Origin of the sequence: Cryobacterium sp. TMT2-42-4 (assembly GCF_004402645.1) — a bacterium.
GTDB classification, from domain to species: domain Bacteria; phylum Actinomycetota; class Actinomycetes; order Actinomycetales; family Microbacteriaceae; genus Cryobacterium; species Cryobacterium sandaracinum.
This window is the reverse complement of record NZ_SOFT01000011.1, coordinates 31,664-45,305: the sequence shown is the minus strand read 5'-3', so window position 1 is coordinate 45,305 and position 13,642 is coordinate 31,664. Positions and strand designations below refer to the sequence as shown.

At 67.7% G+C, this 13,642-nt stretch carries 14 protein-coding genes; 10 read left to right on the top strand and 4 right to left on the bottom strand.

What is annotated here, in order from left to right; translation table 11 throughout:
* The first annotated feature begins 13 nt into the window (after positions 1 to 13).
* From E3O18_RS02455 to dprA, 3 genes are read left to right on the top strand one after another with little or no spacing between them, the layout of a single operon-like run.
* Entirely contained in the window at positions 14 to 370 is a 357-nt protein-coding gene (locus E3O18_RS02455; RefSeq protein WP_134396285.1) for a YraN family protein, read from the top strand.
* Positions 370 to 1,905: a YifB family Mg chelatase-like AAA ATPase gene (locus tag E3O18_RS02450; RefSeq protein ID WP_134396283.1), complete on the top strand. Its 1,536-nt coding sequence runs from the start codon at positions 370 to 372 to the stop codon at positions 1,903 to 1,905. Before E3O18_RS02455 ends, E3O18_RS02450 begins: the two co-directional genes overlap by 1 nt.
* A complete protein-coding gene (dprA, locus tag E3O18_RS02445; RefSeq protein ID WP_134396282.1) occupies positions 1,902 to 3,161 on the top strand; it encodes a DNA-processing protein DprA in 1,260 nt (419 codons plus the stop codon). Before E3O18_RS02450 ends, dprA begins: the two co-directional genes overlap by 4 nt.
* 524 nt (positions 3,162 to 3,685) lie before the next feature.
* Here the strand turns inward: dprA and E3O18_RS02440 are convergent.
* From E3O18_RS02440 to E3O18_RS02430, 3 genes are all read right to left on the bottom strand, one after another.
* Positions 3,686 to 4,129, bottom strand: coding sequence for a hypothetical protein (locus E3O18_RS02440; protein ID WP_134417378.1), 444 nt, complete (start codon positions 4,127 to 4,129; stop codon positions 3,686 to 3,688).
* A 150-nt stretch (positions 4,130 to 4,279) separates the two neighbouring features.
* Positions 4,280 to 5,617 (bottom strand): hypothetical protein, encoded by a 1,338-nt coding sequence (locus E3O18_RS02435; protein WP_134417377.1) that lies wholly within the window; start codon positions 5,615 to 5,617, stop codon positions 4,280 to 4,282.
* Positions 5,618 to 5,730: 113 nt separating this feature from the next.
* Positions 5,731 to 6,153, bottom strand: coding sequence for a hypothetical protein (locus E3O18_RS02430; RefSeq protein WP_134417376.1), 423 nt, complete (start codon positions 6,151 to 6,153; stop codon positions 5,731 to 5,733).
* 315 nt (positions 6,154 to 6,468) lie between these two features.
* On the opposite strand from E3O18_RS02430, the gene E3O18_RS02425 reads away from it, so the two are divergent.
* A complete protein-coding gene (locus E3O18_RS02425) occupies positions 6,469 to 7,368 on the top strand; it encodes a phosphodiesterase (protein ID WP_134396274.1) in 900 nt (299 codons plus the stop codon).
* Between the two features lie 11 nt (positions 7,369 to 7,379).
* On the top strand, positions 7,380 to 8,375 hold the full coding sequence (locus tag E3O18_RS02420; protein WP_134396273.1) for a tyrosine recombinase: 996 nt from the start codon (positions 7,380 to 7,382) through the stop codon (positions 8,373 to 8,375).
* A gap of 56 nt (positions 8,376 to 8,431) precedes the next feature.
* Here E3O18_RS02420 and E3O18_RS02415 read toward each other — a convergent pair whose 3' ends face one another.
* The gene (locus E3O18_RS02415; RefSeq protein ID WP_134396272.1) at positions 8,432 to 9,031 is read right to left on the bottom strand and encodes a M23 family metallopeptidase; all 600 of its coding nucleotides are present in this window, start codon (positions 9,029 to 9,031) and stop codon (positions 8,432 to 8,434) included.
* Positions 9,032 to 9,354: 323 nt separating this feature from the next.
* Here E3O18_RS02415 and rpsB point away from each other — a divergent pair, with 323 nt between their 5' ends.
* From rpsB to E3O18_RS02390, 5 genes are all read left to right on the top strand, one after another.
* Positions 9,355 to 10,275, top strand: coding sequence for a 30S ribosomal protein S2 (gene rpsB, locus E3O18_RS02410; RefSeq protein ID WP_134396271.1), 921 nt, complete (start codon positions 9,355 to 9,357; stop codon positions 10,273 to 10,275).
* 9 nt (positions 10,276 to 10,284) lie between these two features.
* Entirely contained in the window at positions 10,285 to 11,112 is an 828-nt protein-coding gene (gene tsf / locus E3O18_RS02405; RefSeq protein WP_134396270.1) for a translation elongation factor Ts, read from the top strand.
* Positions 11,113 to 11,282: 170 nt separating this feature from the next.
* Positions 11,283 to 11,999 carry a UMP kinase gene (gene pyrH / locus E3O18_RS02400; protein WP_134396269.1) on the top strand — a complete coding sequence of 239 codons (717 nt, stop codon included), beginning with the start codon at positions 11,283 to 11,285 and terminating at the stop codon, positions 11,997 to 11,999.
* A gap of 31 nt (positions 12,000 to 12,030) precedes the next feature.
* Positions 12,031 to 12,585, top strand: coding sequence for a ribosome recycling factor (gene frr, locus E3O18_RS02395; protein ID WP_104103176.1), 555 nt, complete (start codon positions 12,031 to 12,033; stop codon positions 12,583 to 12,585).
* 15 nt (positions 12,586 to 12,600) lie between these two features.
* Complete coding sequence (locus tag E3O18_RS02390) at positions 12,601 to 13,596, top strand: phosphatidate cytidylyltransferase (RefSeq protein ID WP_241976552.1); 996 nt, start codon at positions 12,601 to 12,603, stop codon at positions 13,594 to 13,596.
* The last annotated feature ends 46 nt before the right edge of the window (positions 13,597 to 13,642 follow it).

The window sequence follows — 13,642 nt, the reverse complement described above, 5'->3', positions numbered from 1 at the left end:
GGCGGAGGTGCTCGTGGCACGCAAAGACGAACTGGGCAGACAGGGCGAGGAGTGCGCCGCCCTCTTCCTCGCCGCCGCCGGCTACCGGGTCGTGGAGCGCAACTGGCGCTGCGGGCAGGGTGAGATCGATCTGGTCGCCGAGCTCGGGGGAGAGGTCGTCTTCGTCGAGGTGAAGACGCGTTCGGGAACCCGCTTCGGGCATCCGTTCGAGGCCATCACGGTCGCCAAGCTCACCCGGCTGCGTCGCCTCGCGGCGGCGTGGTGCGAACAGGCGGATGCCCGGCCCGCCCGCATCCGTGTCGACGCCATCGCCGTGATCATCCGTCCCGGCACCGAGCCCGTGATCGAGCACCTGACGGGGGTGTTCTGATGGGGCTCGCCCGCACGCATGCGGTGGCCCTGGTCGGGTTGACCGGGGCACTGGTCGAGGTGGAGGCCGACATCTCCGGGCAGCTGCCGGGCATCATCCTGATCGGGCTGCCCGATGCGGCCCTGTCGGAGGCCACCGAGCGGGTGCGGGCGGCGGCGAAGAACTCGGGCTGTCCGCTCACCCGCAACAAGCTCACCATCAACCTCTCCCCGGCGTCGTTGCCGAAGCACGGGTCGGGCTTCGACCTGGCCATCGCGCTGGCCTGCCTCGGGGCCGACCAGGTGGTCTCGGCCGCGTCGGTGGGCCGGGTAGTGCACATCGGCGAGCTGGCCCTCGACGGGCGGCTGCGGCCGACGCCGGGCATGCTCCCGGCTGTGATCGCGGCCTCCCGGCTTGGCCACGGCACGGTGATGGTGCCAGCCGGCAACGTCGATGAGGCGTCCCTCGTGCCGGGCGTGCGGGTGATCGGTGTCGCCTCCCTGCGGGACGCCGCGATCTGGCACGGCGCCGAACTCGAACCGATCCCGGTTGACCCCATCCTCGTTTCCGGCGACGCCGCGGCGGAGACGGCCGAACCCGACCTGGTCGACATCATCGGTAATGACGACGCGATCCTGGCGTTGCAGATCGCGGCGGCCGGCGGTCACCACGTGTTCATGGTGGGGCCGCCCGGCGCCGGCAAGACCATGCTGGCGGCCCGGCTGCCCGGGCTGCTGCCCGACCTCGACGCTGAGGCCTCCCTCGAGGTCAGCTCTATGCGGTCGCTCAGCGGCTGCGCCGTCGGGCGCGCCCTGATCACCCGCCCGCCGCTTGAGGCCCCGCACCACACGGCGACGGCGGCGGCCATGGTCGGCGGCGGCAGCGGGCAGATCCGGCCGGGCGCGGCGGCGCGCGCCTCGCACGGGGTGCTCTTCCTCGATGAGGCTCCCGAATTCGCCTCGGCGGTGCTGGACGCGCTCCGGCAGCCGCTGGAATCCGGGGTGATCAGCATTCACCGCGCCAACGCGGTCGCCCACTTCCCGGCCCGCTTCCAGCTGGTGATGGCGGCCAACCCGTGCCCCTGCGGGCAGTACGGCGCCCCTGACCTGAACTGCACCTGCCCGCCGAGCTCCCGGCGACGCTACTTGGCGCGCATTTCGGGACCGCTGCTGGACCGCATCGACATTCAGCTGCGAGTGCAGCGCATCACTGCCGCCCAGCTGCGGCTGGCCACTGAGACGCCCCGACTGGTGAGCGCCGTTGCCCGCGGACGGGTGATCGAGGCCCGAGCCGCCGCGGCCCAGCGCCTCGCCGGCACGCCGTGGACGCTGAACTCCGATGTGCCCGGCCCCTGGCTGCGCGGTTCCCAGGCCCGGCTGGGCAGAGCGGCCACGGCCATCCTTGACCGGGCGCTTGAACGCGGAGGCATCACCATGCGCGGATATGACCGTGTACTGCGGGTGGCCTGGTCCATCGCCGACCTCGAGGGCGTGTCCCGGCCCGGCATCGAACAGGTAGGGCAGGCCTTGTATCTGCGGAAGGGAATGACGTCATGATGCTGTTTGGGCTGGAGGAATCCACGGTGGTTGCGCTGACCGGGGGCGTGCGGTCAACCGTCGGGTCTGGCCCGGCGGATGCCGCGGCCGCCGCCGATGTGTTCGCGCGCGCCGCGTGGACCGGTATCTCGGAGCCGGGCGACGGCGCCGCCGGACTGCTCGTGCAGGGACTGGGGGCTGGGCCCGCACTCACTGCCGTCCTCGACCTGTGGACCGGGGCCCGGCTCGCGGGCGCGCTGGCCGCAACAGGGTTACCACTGACCGACGACCTGCAGGCCCTACTGGAGCTGGCCCTGCAACGCTGGCGGCCGCGATTATCCTCGGCCGAGGTGATCCGTTCCCTGCAGCAGGCGGCACGCGCGTCCGCCGGGCTCCTGGTGCCCACCGATGCACATTGGCCGAGCGGCGTCGACGACCTGGCAGTCCACGCGCCGATCGCACTCTGGTGGCGGGGCATCCCGACCGCTCTGACGGCGCTGTCCAACTCGATCGCCCTGGTGGGTGCCCGCGCGGCCACCGGCTACGGCGAGCATGTGACGATGGAGGCCTCGGCCGGGCTCGTCGACCGCGGCTTTCTCATTGTCTCCGGGGCGGCGTACGGCATTGACGGTATGGCGCACCGGGCGGCACTGGCCAGCTCGGGGCTGACCGTCGCGTTCCTCGCCGGGGGAGTGGACCGCTTCTATCCGAGCGGCCACGACGCCCTGCTGAGCCGCATCGCCACGATGGGGGCGATCATTTCCGAACTGCCCTGCGGGGCCGCGCCCACCAAATGGAGGTTCCTGCAACGCAACCGGTTGATCGCCGCCGCCAGCGCGGCCACGGTCGTGCTCGAGGCCGGCTGGCGCTCGGGTTCGCTCAACACGGCCGGGCATGCCGCCGCTCTCGGCCGGCCGCTCGGGGCCGTTCCGGGCCCGGTGACCTCGCCGACGTCGGCCGGCTGTCATCGGCTGATCCGCGAGTATGACGCCGTCTGCGTCAGCACAGCCGCGGAGATGGCCGAACTGGTGGGCGAACGGATGCTGAGCCTCACCCTCGACCTGCCGCCAGCCGACGGAGACACGGCCGGGTTCGGCGGCCGCACGAGCGAGCAGGTGCGCGTGTTCGACGCTCTGAGCACGCGGGCGGCGCGCAGCGTGACCGACATCGCCCGCCGGGCCGGACTGTCGATGTCAGCGGTGCAGGGGTCCCTCGGCGCCCTCGATCTGGAGGGAGTGGTTCGGGAGAAAGAGACCGGCTGGGTGCGCGGCCGGTAACGGTTCGCCGTTCACCCCCACTGGTCGTCCCCCGTCCTGTCGACGTTTCAGCACATCGACCGTGGCTCCGTCGTTGTCATCCATGATCACTGCAAGACTCCTGATCACTGGACGATCGTGACGATGACGGAGGCGCTCACAAGCCCCGGAGCTTCCGCCCTGAACGTGTACAGGCCCGATTGATTGCCTTGGTAACTGACCTGGCAGTCACTGAACGTAGCAACACCGTTGAGAGAAGTCCCGGTTGTCGCCGCGCACAACAGCGTGCCGGCTCTGTTGGGAGGCGGACTCGCAGAGAGCGTGACGCTTACAGCGACGTTCGCTGTGTTGCCGAAGGCATCCTGGATCGTGATTTCCGGCTGAGGCACGAAGGGGGCGTTCCTCTAGTAGCTCTTCTGAGGGAATGTTCCGGTGAAAGCGAGTTTGGACGCGGCCCCGGCCGAGATCATGATGGTGTTGCTCGCGGCCGTGATGGAGCCTGCCACGGCGGCCGTCAGTGTGTAGGCGACGGCCTTGTCGATCCGTCAACCGGTGAAGGTCGTGACGCCGGCGGTGCTGGCGGAAGCACACGCGAACAGGGTGACCTCGACGGGTGCATTGGTGAGGCTCAATGTCACGGCGGCGGTGCTGTTCGTGACGGTGTTGCCACCGGCATCCTGCACCGTGACAACCGGTTGGGTGAAGAAGGCACTCTGACTGATGGCAGTGCTAGTCGGGAAGGCGATGGCTAGTTTTGCTACGGAGCCGACCAAAATGGTGATGCTGCCGGACTCGGCCGTCCAGGTCCCTGAGGCCGCCGTGAGTGTGTAGTTGCCGGGTTTGTCGATCCGGCAACCGGTGAAGGCCGCGACACCGGACGCGGCCGCGAGCGGGTTGCCCGAGGTGCTGGACAACGCGGCGCCTGCCTGAGTCGTAAAGCTGATGGGGGCAGTGCTGGTGGTGACGGTGTTTCCGAACGCATCCTGCACGGCAATGACAGGTTGGGTTGAGAACGGGGTTCCGCCGCTACTGCTATTGGCGGGCTGTGCGGTGAAAGCGAGTCTCTGAGCGGGCCCGGCACTGACGTTGATGCCGTTGCTCGTGGCGTCGGCGAGCCCGGCCGAGGTGGCGGTGAGCGTTTAGCTGCCGGCCTTGTCGATCTGGCAGCCGGCGAAGGCGGCGAAGCCCGAGACGGCGGCCCGGGTGTTCGCGGCGCAGGTCAGGATGGCCCCGGCGGGTGAGGTGAGGCCGAGGCTGATCGTTGCGGTGCTGCCGGTGATGGTGTTTCCGCCGGCGTCCTGAACGGTGACAACCGGTTGGACGGGCGCGGCGAACGTGGACTGGCTGGTGGCGGAGAAATCAACGGCAGGTTGAGTGAAGGACAGGTTCTTCACGGAGCCCACGGAAACGGTCAGGGCGGTGCTCGTGGCGGCGGTCATGGCGCCGGAGGCCGCGGTGAGCGTGTAGGTGCCGGCCCTGTCGACGGCGCAGCCGGTGAAGACCGCGACACCGGATGCTGCCGCCAGCGGGTTGGTTGGGTGCGTGAGCCTGGCACCGCCGGGCGTCGTGATGCTGAGGGTTATGGGGGCGTTGCTGACGGTGACGGTATTTCCGAACGCGTCCAGCACCGTGACCACAGGCTGGGTGGGGACCATCCCGCCGGTGCTGTTGGAAGGTTGCGTTGCGAACACGAGCTGCGTGGCGCTGCCGGCGGCGATGGTGATACTGCCGCTTGTGGCGGCGGTGAGCCCGTTCGCGGTCGCGGTGAGTGTGTACGTGCCGGCCTTGTCGAACTGGCAGCCGGAGAAGACCGCGATGCCGGATCCGGCTGGCAGCGGATTCTGGTCGGAGGTGAGGTTCGCTCCGGCGGGCGACCCGGTGATTGCCAGGGTGACCGGGCTGGTACTGGTCGGCACGGTCTCTCCGGCGGCATTCTGGATCGCGACGCTGGGCTGGGCTGTGAAGACGGTACCGCTGGTCGCGTCGGACGGTTGGGCCTGGAACGCGACGTTCGTCGGATTCGAGACCGTCACGGTGCCACTGGGGGCGCTCGCCGCGGTCCAGCCGTTGTAGACGGCGGTGACCATGTAGGTATAGTCGCCGGTCAGAACGAGCAGGTCCTCGCAAAACGCGGTGGCCACGGTGATGGTCGGGCTGGTGCCGCAGGCCGGGGTTGCCGTGCCGGTGCCGGTCTCGGTGCGGGTGGCATAGTAGCCGGTCGGCGCGGGCGTGCCGACGGATGCCGTCCAGCGCAGGCTCACGGTGCCGGCGCTCGTCGCGGGAACGATTACTTCGGTGGGCGGAAGAAGCGTGCCGAGGGCTGCCGAGCCGGAGCCGAGCCCGGGGGCGGTGTAATACGCGGAGGCGCCACCGGTGACGGACACGACCAACACGGCAAGGGTCACGGCGGCGGTGAGGCCGAAGAGTGAGAGGCGGGTGTTTCCGGATGCGGAACGGTGGGGACGCAGGGAAGTCACGTCAACCTCTCACAGCTGTCGAACGAGCAAGAATATTCAAGGACTCAGATATACCAAAATGAAAATCGCACAGGGGGGCAGGCTCGAAGGGAGCCTGCCCACCTGTGATCGAGCTAGTTGGACGTGAGCGTCAGCGTGACGGTGGCGCCCTTCCAGGCGTCCTGGTCGTCAGGGGTGTCAAGGAACTCGAGCGTCGAGGTTCCCGTGATGGTCACATCGACGGCGGTCTGGTTCCTGGGTGTGCGCATCACGCGCGTGTCGGAGACGACGGACGGGGCGATCGTGAAGTTGTCGGCGAAGACACACCCCGGGGCGTCGGTGGTGCCGGTCTGGGAGATGGTTGCGACCTTGAGGCTGGACGTGCCCGTATTGTTTGTGGAGTACGTGACCGGCACGGAGGCGCCCGGGGTCAGACTGTCGGCCAGGTGGGCGCTCAGCGCCAGCGTGCCGTTGGACTTGGCGTTGGCCGCCGCACCGGTGCCGGAGCCGGTCGTCGACCAGTAGGCGTACGCTCCGCCTCCGCCGACCAGGAGCATCGCGGCCGCGACGAGCGCGATGCTCCTCGTCCGCAGCTGCTTGGCGGTGCCGGCAGTTGCCTAGGGTGTGGTCTTTTCGGTCATGTGATGCCCTTCTATCGATCTCGGGTCTCGACAGTCCTCATCTGTGAGGACACGTGCTGAAAGCGAGGGCGGTCTCGTGTGCGCCGTTAGGCCGGATGCGCCTCCAGAACGGGACTACGGGTACCCCCAATAGTGAGCTCGCGCGATTCCCGCCGAAGGGTGAATTGGCGCGACGACAGGCCGACGTCGGGGGCAGGCCGTAGTCTGGGCGGCACCCACGAAAGGTGAGTCATGTCAGTCGTGCAACTGGGCCAATACCCTCCAGCCACCCACCTCATCGCGCATATCAGCGACACCCACTTCCTCGGCGGAGGTCGAGCGCTCTACGGCGCGGTCGACACCGACACCACCGTGTACCAGGCGATGGCGCAGTTGGAGCGGTCCGGCCTTCGGCCCGACGCGCTGCTCTTCACCGGTGACATCGCGGACCGCGGTGAAGCCGCTGCGTACCGCCGGGTGCGTGACATCGTCGAGGCCGCGGCCGAACGGATGGGCGCGCCCGTCATCTGGGTGATGGGGAACCACGACAAGCGCGAGGCCTTCCGCACCGAGCTGCTCCGGGAAAAAGCATCCTCGGCGCCGATCGACCGGGTCTTCGACATCGGGGGAGTGCGCATCATCGCACTGGACACGAGTGTTCCGGGTTATCACCACGGCGACCTGTCCGGCGCGCAGTTGGCGTGGCTGGCCGAGGTGCTCAGCGAGTCTGCTCCGCACGGCTCCCTGCTGGCGCTTCATCATCCGCCGGTGCCGACGATGTTGCCGCTGATGTCCATTCTCGAGCTGCGGGGGCAGCCCCGACTGGCTGAGGTGGTGGCCGGCAGCGATATCCGGGCGATCCTGGGCGGACACCTGCACTACGCGACGACCGGACTCTTCGCGGGTATCCCGGTGTCGGTCGCCGCGGCGACCTGCTATACGATCGATCCGACCGCGCCGCAGGGGGCGCTCAGCGGTCTGCAGGGTGGGCAATCGATCAACCTCGTGCATGTCTACGACGACCAGATCGTGCACTCGCATGTGGCTCTCGGCGAGTTTCCGGCAGCGACCGGCTTCGACGCGGCCTTCCTCGACCGGATGAAGGCGCTCACGCCCGACGAGCGCACCGAGGCCTTCTCGCGGCAGGTCTGACCGAGGTGACTATGCCTGAGTCCGTTCGTGTACCACCGCCGGTTCCCGCGCCGGTGCACCTCCTCGATGCGTCTGTCGACGACTTCGTGGTCTACCTGGCCGTTGAGCGCGGCTTCTCCGTGCACACCGTGCGCGCCTACCGCACCGACCTGGCGGGACTGATCGCCTTCGCCGAAACCCGCAGCGTCATCGACCCGGCGGCGCTGAGCCTCGATCTGCTCCGCGATTGGCTGTGGGTCGGAACCCAGTCGGGGCTGGCGCGGGCGACCATTGCCCGGCGGTCGGCCTCCGCCCGCAGCTTCACGGCCTGGCTGGCACGCACCGGCGGCAGCGCAACCGACCCCGCCGTGCGGCTGCGCTCGCCGAAACCCGGCAGACCACTGCCCCGCGTGATCAACCACACCCAAATGCAGGAGCTACTCACCCACCTGGAACTTCGTGCCGCGGGTCCCGACCCGGCGGCGCTGCGCGACCTCGCGATAGTGGAACTGCTCTATGCGTCGGGGTTGCGGGTGTCGGAGCTCGTTGGCCTCGACGTCACCGACGTCGATCTGCACCGACTCACTGTGCGGGTCACCGGCAAGGGTTCCAAGGAACGCGTCGTTCCCTTCGGCGTGCCGGCCCAGCACGCGATCCTCGCCTATCTCGAACGGGGCCGCCCCCGGCTCGTTGAGACCGCAGCGCCCGCCGAGACCGCGGGCACCGCTGCCGAGACCGCGGGGACGTCGGTGGGCGCGCTGTTCCTCGGTGCGCGCCGCCAGCGCCTCGGCGTGCGGGCGGTCTACCGGCTGGTCGCCACTCTGCTCGCCGATGTGCCCGGCAATGGCCCGGCGGGCCCGCACGCCCTCCGCCACACGGCGGCCACCCACCTGCTCGACGGCGGAGCCGATCTCCGGGCCGTGCAGGAGCTGCTCGGCCACTCCAGCCTCGGCACCACCCAGATCTACACTCATGTCTCGGCCGAACGCCTCAAACAGAGCTACCGCACCGCGCACCCGCGCGCCTGACTCCCCGGCGACGGGTTCCGGGACTGCTCCGCGACTGCCTCGCGGCTGCCGGCCCCTCAGCTGTCTCCTCTCAGGAGCAGGGCCGGCAGCAGCACCGCGCGAGGAACGCCGACCAGATACAGCAGTGGTGACACATAGCCACCGTTCAACCGGGCGCCAAGATGCAGGCACTGCCCAGCGCAGTGCCCGCCGTCAGCAACCTGGCCGACGGGTTGCCCTGCCGCGACCCGGTCACCGACCGCGACACTGGCCGACACCGGCTCGATGCTGGACACCAGGCCGTCGGCATGTTCGATCGAGAGCACGGGGCGGTCGACCACGACCCCGGCGAACGAGACGATACCGTCGGCCGGTGCGACCACCTGCCGGCCGACCTTGGCCGACAGATCCAGACCCCGATGGCCCGGCGCATACAGCGTGGCCGGCGCCTGGAAACCCCGGAGCACCGGATGCGGCGGAGCCAGCGGCCAGTGCCAGGTGCCGGAGGTGGCCGTCTCCGCAGCCGTCTCCGCAGCCGACTCCGGAGCCGTCTCCGGAGCCGTCTCCGTGACTGACGCCGCCCCGGATGGTGTCGCACCCGCCGCGTCGCTCCGCACGATGGACAGGTAGGACAGCGGCAGCAGCGCGGCCGCGAGGAGCAGACGGAAGGCATTCATGCCACCACCGTGCGGCCTCCGTCCCACCCGAAACCGGTGAGGGCGGTATTCGTGACCGGATCCCGGACCACCCCGCCTGGGGAGGGACGCCCGCACGTGCCGGCGCGCGCGCGAGGCACCCCCGTGGGTGCTAAACTTCCCGGAGCAGCGCTTGCGCGCTGACTACGCGTGCCCATTCGGCCTCCAGACCCACTCGGTCCTCGTTTCTTTCAGATGCGGGGCGGTTCTGTGCCGGGCACCAGGAGTAGTGATCATCCGATCACGACACAAACCGATTGGCGTTCGCCTGCATCGCAGCGCGCGCCGGACAAGGAGAACGGCTCATGGCCGTCGTAACCATCCGCCAGCTGCTCGACAGCGGCGTGCACTTCGGGCACCAGACCCGCCGTTGGAACCCGAAGATGAAGCGCTTCATCTTCACGGAGCGATCCGGCATCTACATCATCGACCTGCAGCAGTCGCTCGGGTTTGTCGACAAGGCCTATGACTTCGTCAAGGAGACGGTTGCCCACGGTGGCACCATCCTCTTCGTCGGAACGAAGAAGCAGGCGCAGGAATCGATCGCCGAACAGGCCATCCGCGTGGGCCAGCCCTACGTCAACCAGCGCTGGCTCGGTGGCCTCCTCACCAACTTCCAGACCGTTTCCAAGCGTCTGGCCCGCATGAAAGAGCTTGAAGAGCTCGACTTCGAGGACACCGCCAAGAGCGGTTTCACGAAGAAGGAAATGCTCATCAAGAAGCGCGAGCTCGTCAAGCTGCACAAGAGCCTCGGCGGCATCCGCAACCTCACGAAGACGCCGTCGGCGCTGTGGGTTGTGGACACCAACAAGGAGCACCTCGCCATTGACGAAGCCCGCAAGCTCGGCATCCCCGTCATCGCGATCCTTGACACCAACTGCGACCCGGACGACGTCCAGTACCCGATCCCGGGCAACGACGACGCCATTCGTTCCGTCGGCCTGCTGACCCGCATCATCGCGGACGCTGCAGCCGAGGGTCTCATCCAGCGCCACGCCAAGCCGGAGGCCGAAATCGAGCCTCTCGCCGCGTGGGAAGCCGAACTCCTGGCCGCTCCTGCCGAGAACGCCCCGGCAGCTGACGAAGCCGCCGCCGTCTCCGACGAGACCGCCGAGGCCGTCGTGGCCGCGCCGGTTGCCGACGAGGAAGCCGCCGCAGCCTCCGCCGCAGAAGCCGAAGCCGCAGCCGTTGTTGCAGCCGACGCTCCCGCCGAAGAAACCAAGTAAGGACCAAGCATGGCAAGCATCAGCCTCGCAGACGTCAAAGCGCTGCGCGAGCGCCTCGGTACCGGCATGGTCGACACCAAGAACGCCCTCGTTGAAGCCGAAGGCGACATGGAAAAGGCCGTCGAACTCCTTCGAATGAAGGGTGCGAAGGGTAACGCCAAACGCGCCGATCGTTCCACCTCCGAGGGACTCGTCGCCGCCAAGGAAATCGGCAACACTGCCACCCTGATCGAACTCGCCTGCGAGACCGACTTCGTCGCCAAGGGCGATAAGTTCGTTGCACTAGCGGAGAAGGTCTTGGACGCGGTCGCCGCTGCCACGGCCACCACGGTCGAGGAAGGCCTGGCCGCTCCGGTCGACGGTCAGACCGTCGGCCAGCTCATCGACGGCGAGGCCGCGATCATTGGCGAGAAGTTCGAACTTCGCCGCGTCGCATCCGTCACGGGTGAGAAGTTCGCGATCTACCTGCACAAGACCAGCAAGGACCTGCCCCCGCAGGTCGGCGTCGTTCTGGGTTACTCCGGAGATGACGCGGAGACCGCGCGCAGCGTGGCTCAGCACATTTCTTTCGCGAACCCCGAGTACCTCGCTCGCGAAGACGTTCCTTCCGACCTCGTTGAGGCCGAACGCCGGATCGTCACCGAGATCTCGAAGAACGAGGGCAAGCCGGAGGCGGCACTGCCCAAGATTGTCGAGGGTCGCGTGACCGCGTACTTCAAGCAGGTTGCACTCCTCGAGCAGGATTATGCCAAGGACAACAAGCTGTCCGTCAGCAAGGTCCTGGCTGATGCCGTACTGACCGTCTCGGGCTTCGCCCGATTCAAGGTCGGCGCGTAACCGGTCGTTCGATCGTAGTGAAGGAGATCGGGTTGCAGTCGCAATCCGGTCTCCTTCTGTGTGTGGGCACCCACCAGCCCACCCAGTAGTTTTAGAACACCGCCGGAACACGGCACAGCACGGCACAGCACGGCACGGCACAGAGCATCACGAGGGAAGAAGCGCACAGAATGTCAGACACGGTCAAGAAGCGCAGGGTCCTCCTCAAACTTTCCGGCGAAGCCTTCGGGGCAGGCAGCCTGGGCGTCAATCCCGACGTCATCAGTGCCCTCGCCCGCGAGATCGCCGAGGCGGCCAAGCAGGTCGAGATCGCGATCGTCGTCGGCGGCGGCAACTTCTTCCGCGGCGCCGAATTGTCGCAGCGTGGAATGGACCGCGGCCGTGCCGACTACATGGGCATGCTCGGCACCGTCATGAACGCCCTGGCCCTCCAGGACTTCCTCGAGCAGGCCGGAGCCGAGACACGGGTGCAGTCCGCGATCGCGATGACCCAGGTCGCCGAACCGTACATCCCTCGTCGCGCGGAACGCCACCTCGAAAAGGGCCGCGTGGTCATCTTCGGCGCCGGCGCCGGGCTGCCCTACTTCTCCACCGATACGGTTGCGGCTCAGCGTGCCCTGGAAATCGATGCGGACATCGTGCTCGTCGCCAAGAACGGCGTCGACGGGGTTTACTCCGACGACCCGCGCACCAACCCGGACGCGCACAAGATCGACCACATCACCTATCAGGAGGCCCTGCAGCGCGGCCTCAAGGTCGTCGACTCGACCGCCTTCAGCCTCTGCATGGACAACGGAATGCCCATGCAGGTGTTCGGGATGGCCCCGCACGGCAACGTGACGGCCGCCATTCTCGGCGCCGATCTGGGAACCCTCGTCTCCAACTAAGCTTGACAATGCCATCGAAGAAGGAGTCATCGTGATCACGGATGTTCTGTCCGACGCCACCGCCCGCATGCACAAGGCCGTGGAAGCCGCCAAAGACGACTTCGCGACCGTGCGAACCGGTCGTGCGAACCCGCAGATGTTCGCCAAGATCCTGGTGAACTACTACGGCACACCGACGCCGCTGGAACAGCTCGCCTCGCTGCAGAACCAGGAGGCCCGCACGCTCCTGATCGGGCCGTACGACAAGGGCGCCCTGCGAGACATCGAGCAGGCCATTCGCGACACCCCGAACCTGGGCGCCAACCTCGGAAACGACGGCAACGTCATCCGGGCCACACTGCCGGAGCTGACCGCGGACCGCCGCAAGGAATATGTCAAGATCGTACGCACCAAGGCCGAAGATGCCAAGGTGTCGGTGCGCAACCTGCGCCGCAAGGCCAAGGACGACCTCGACGCGCTCAAGAGTGAAGTGGGAGACGACGACGTGGCACGCGGCGAGAAAGAACTCGAACACATTACCAAGACCCACGTGGATGCCATCGATGACGCCCTGAAGCGCAAAGAAGCAGAACTCCTCGAGATCTAAGGACGATCCAGCCTCATGACGGACGAATCAGGCGATTCCGGAGAACGCGAAGGGTTGCGCGCCAAGCGTGAGCATGGTGTCAGTCGCGCCGAGTTCAGGGCCCAGATGCAGTCGAAGAAGGCCGATCTCGAACGTCAGATGCTGGCGACCCGGGCGCAACTGGATGCGACTCAGGAACGCATCCAGGCGCGCACCGGGCGTAACCTGATCCTGGCAACCCTGATCGGGCTCGCGCTTGGTTTGTTCATGCTGTTCAGCCTCATCTTCATCAAAGACCTGTTCATGGTCTGCGCGATCGCGTTCGTGGGTTTCACGGCCTTTGAACTTGCTCAGGCGCTCCGTCTCGCCGGACGCAACGTGCCGCGCGTGCCGGTTGTCCTGGCATCCGTGGGCGTCGTGCCTGCCGCGTTCTACCTCGGCGCGGCCGGCCAGTGGCTGGCCACGCTCGCCGGCATTGGATTGATCGCCCTGTGGCGGCTGGCTTTTCTCGTCCGGCGCGCCCACCGCGCTCCCGCCCGGGAGGTGCTCGGCGACATCGGTGGTGGCTTCCTGATCCAGGCCTACGTCGTCTTCCTCGGCAGCTTTTCTGTGCTCCTGGTCGCCCAACCCGACGGCCAGTGGTGGACCCTCGCCTTCCTGCTGCTGGTCATCTCCGCCGACACCGCGGCGTACGCCGCCGGCCTCAGCTTCGGCAAGCACCGCATGGTCCCCTCGATCAGCCCGAAGAAGACCTGGGAAGGGTTCGCCGGCGCCGGCGTCGCCTGTCTCGGGATCGGCGTGCTGCTCGCCGTGTTCATGCTCGACCAGCCCTGGTGGTTCGGCCTTGTCTTCGGGGTGGTCATCTTGTTCAGCGCGACTTTCGGCGACCTGGCCGAATCCCTGATCAAGCGTGACCTCGGCATCAAGGATATGAGTTCCTGGCTGCCTGGTCACGGCGGTCTCCTCGACCGGTTGGATTCGATCCTGCCGTCGGCCGCAGCCGCGTACGCCCTCTACCTGATCTTCGCTTAGCGGCCTCGGTTTAGTCAGGCGCGCGGCAGTGAGGCAGAATGTCCCA

Coding starts and splice junctions, on each gene's coding strand:
- E3O18_RS02450 (WP_134396283.1), top strand. CDS start 370: ATGGGGCTCGCCCGCACGCATGCGGTGGCCCTGGTCGGGTTGACCGGG.
- dprA (WP_134396282.1), top strand. CDS start 1,902: ATGATGCTGTTTGGGCTGGAGGAATCCACGGTGGTTGCGCTGACCGGG.
- E3O18_RS02430 (WP_134417376.1), bottom strand. CDS start 6,153: ATGCTCCTGGTCGGCGGAGGCGGAGCGTACGCCTACTGGTCGACGACC.
- E3O18_RS02425 (WP_134396274.1), top strand. CDS start 6,469: ATGTCAGTCGTGCAACTGGGCCAATACCCTCCAGCCACCCACCTCATC.
- E3O18_RS02420 (WP_134396273.1), top strand. CDS start 7,380: ATGCCTGAGTCCGTTCGTGTACCACCGCCGGTTCCCGCGCCGGTGCAC.
- E3O18_RS02415 (WP_134396272.1), bottom strand. CDS start 9,031: ATGAATGCCTTCCGTCTGCTCCTCGCGGCCGCGCTGCTGCCGCTGTCC.
- rpsB (WP_134396271.1), top strand. CDS start 9,355: ATGGCCGTCGTAACCATCCGCCAGCTGCTCGACAGCGGCGTGCACTTC.
- tsf (WP_134396270.1), top strand. CDS start 10,285: ATGGCAAGCATCAGCCTCGCAGACGTCAAAGCGCTGCGCGAGCGCCTC.
- pyrH (WP_134396269.1), top strand. CDS start 11,283: ATGTCAGACACGGTCAAGAAGCGCAGGGTCCTCCTCAAACTTTCCGGC.
- E3O18_RS02390 (WP_241976552.1), top strand. CDS start 12,601: ATGACGGACGAATCAGGCGATTCCGGAGAACGCGAAGGGTTGCGCGCC.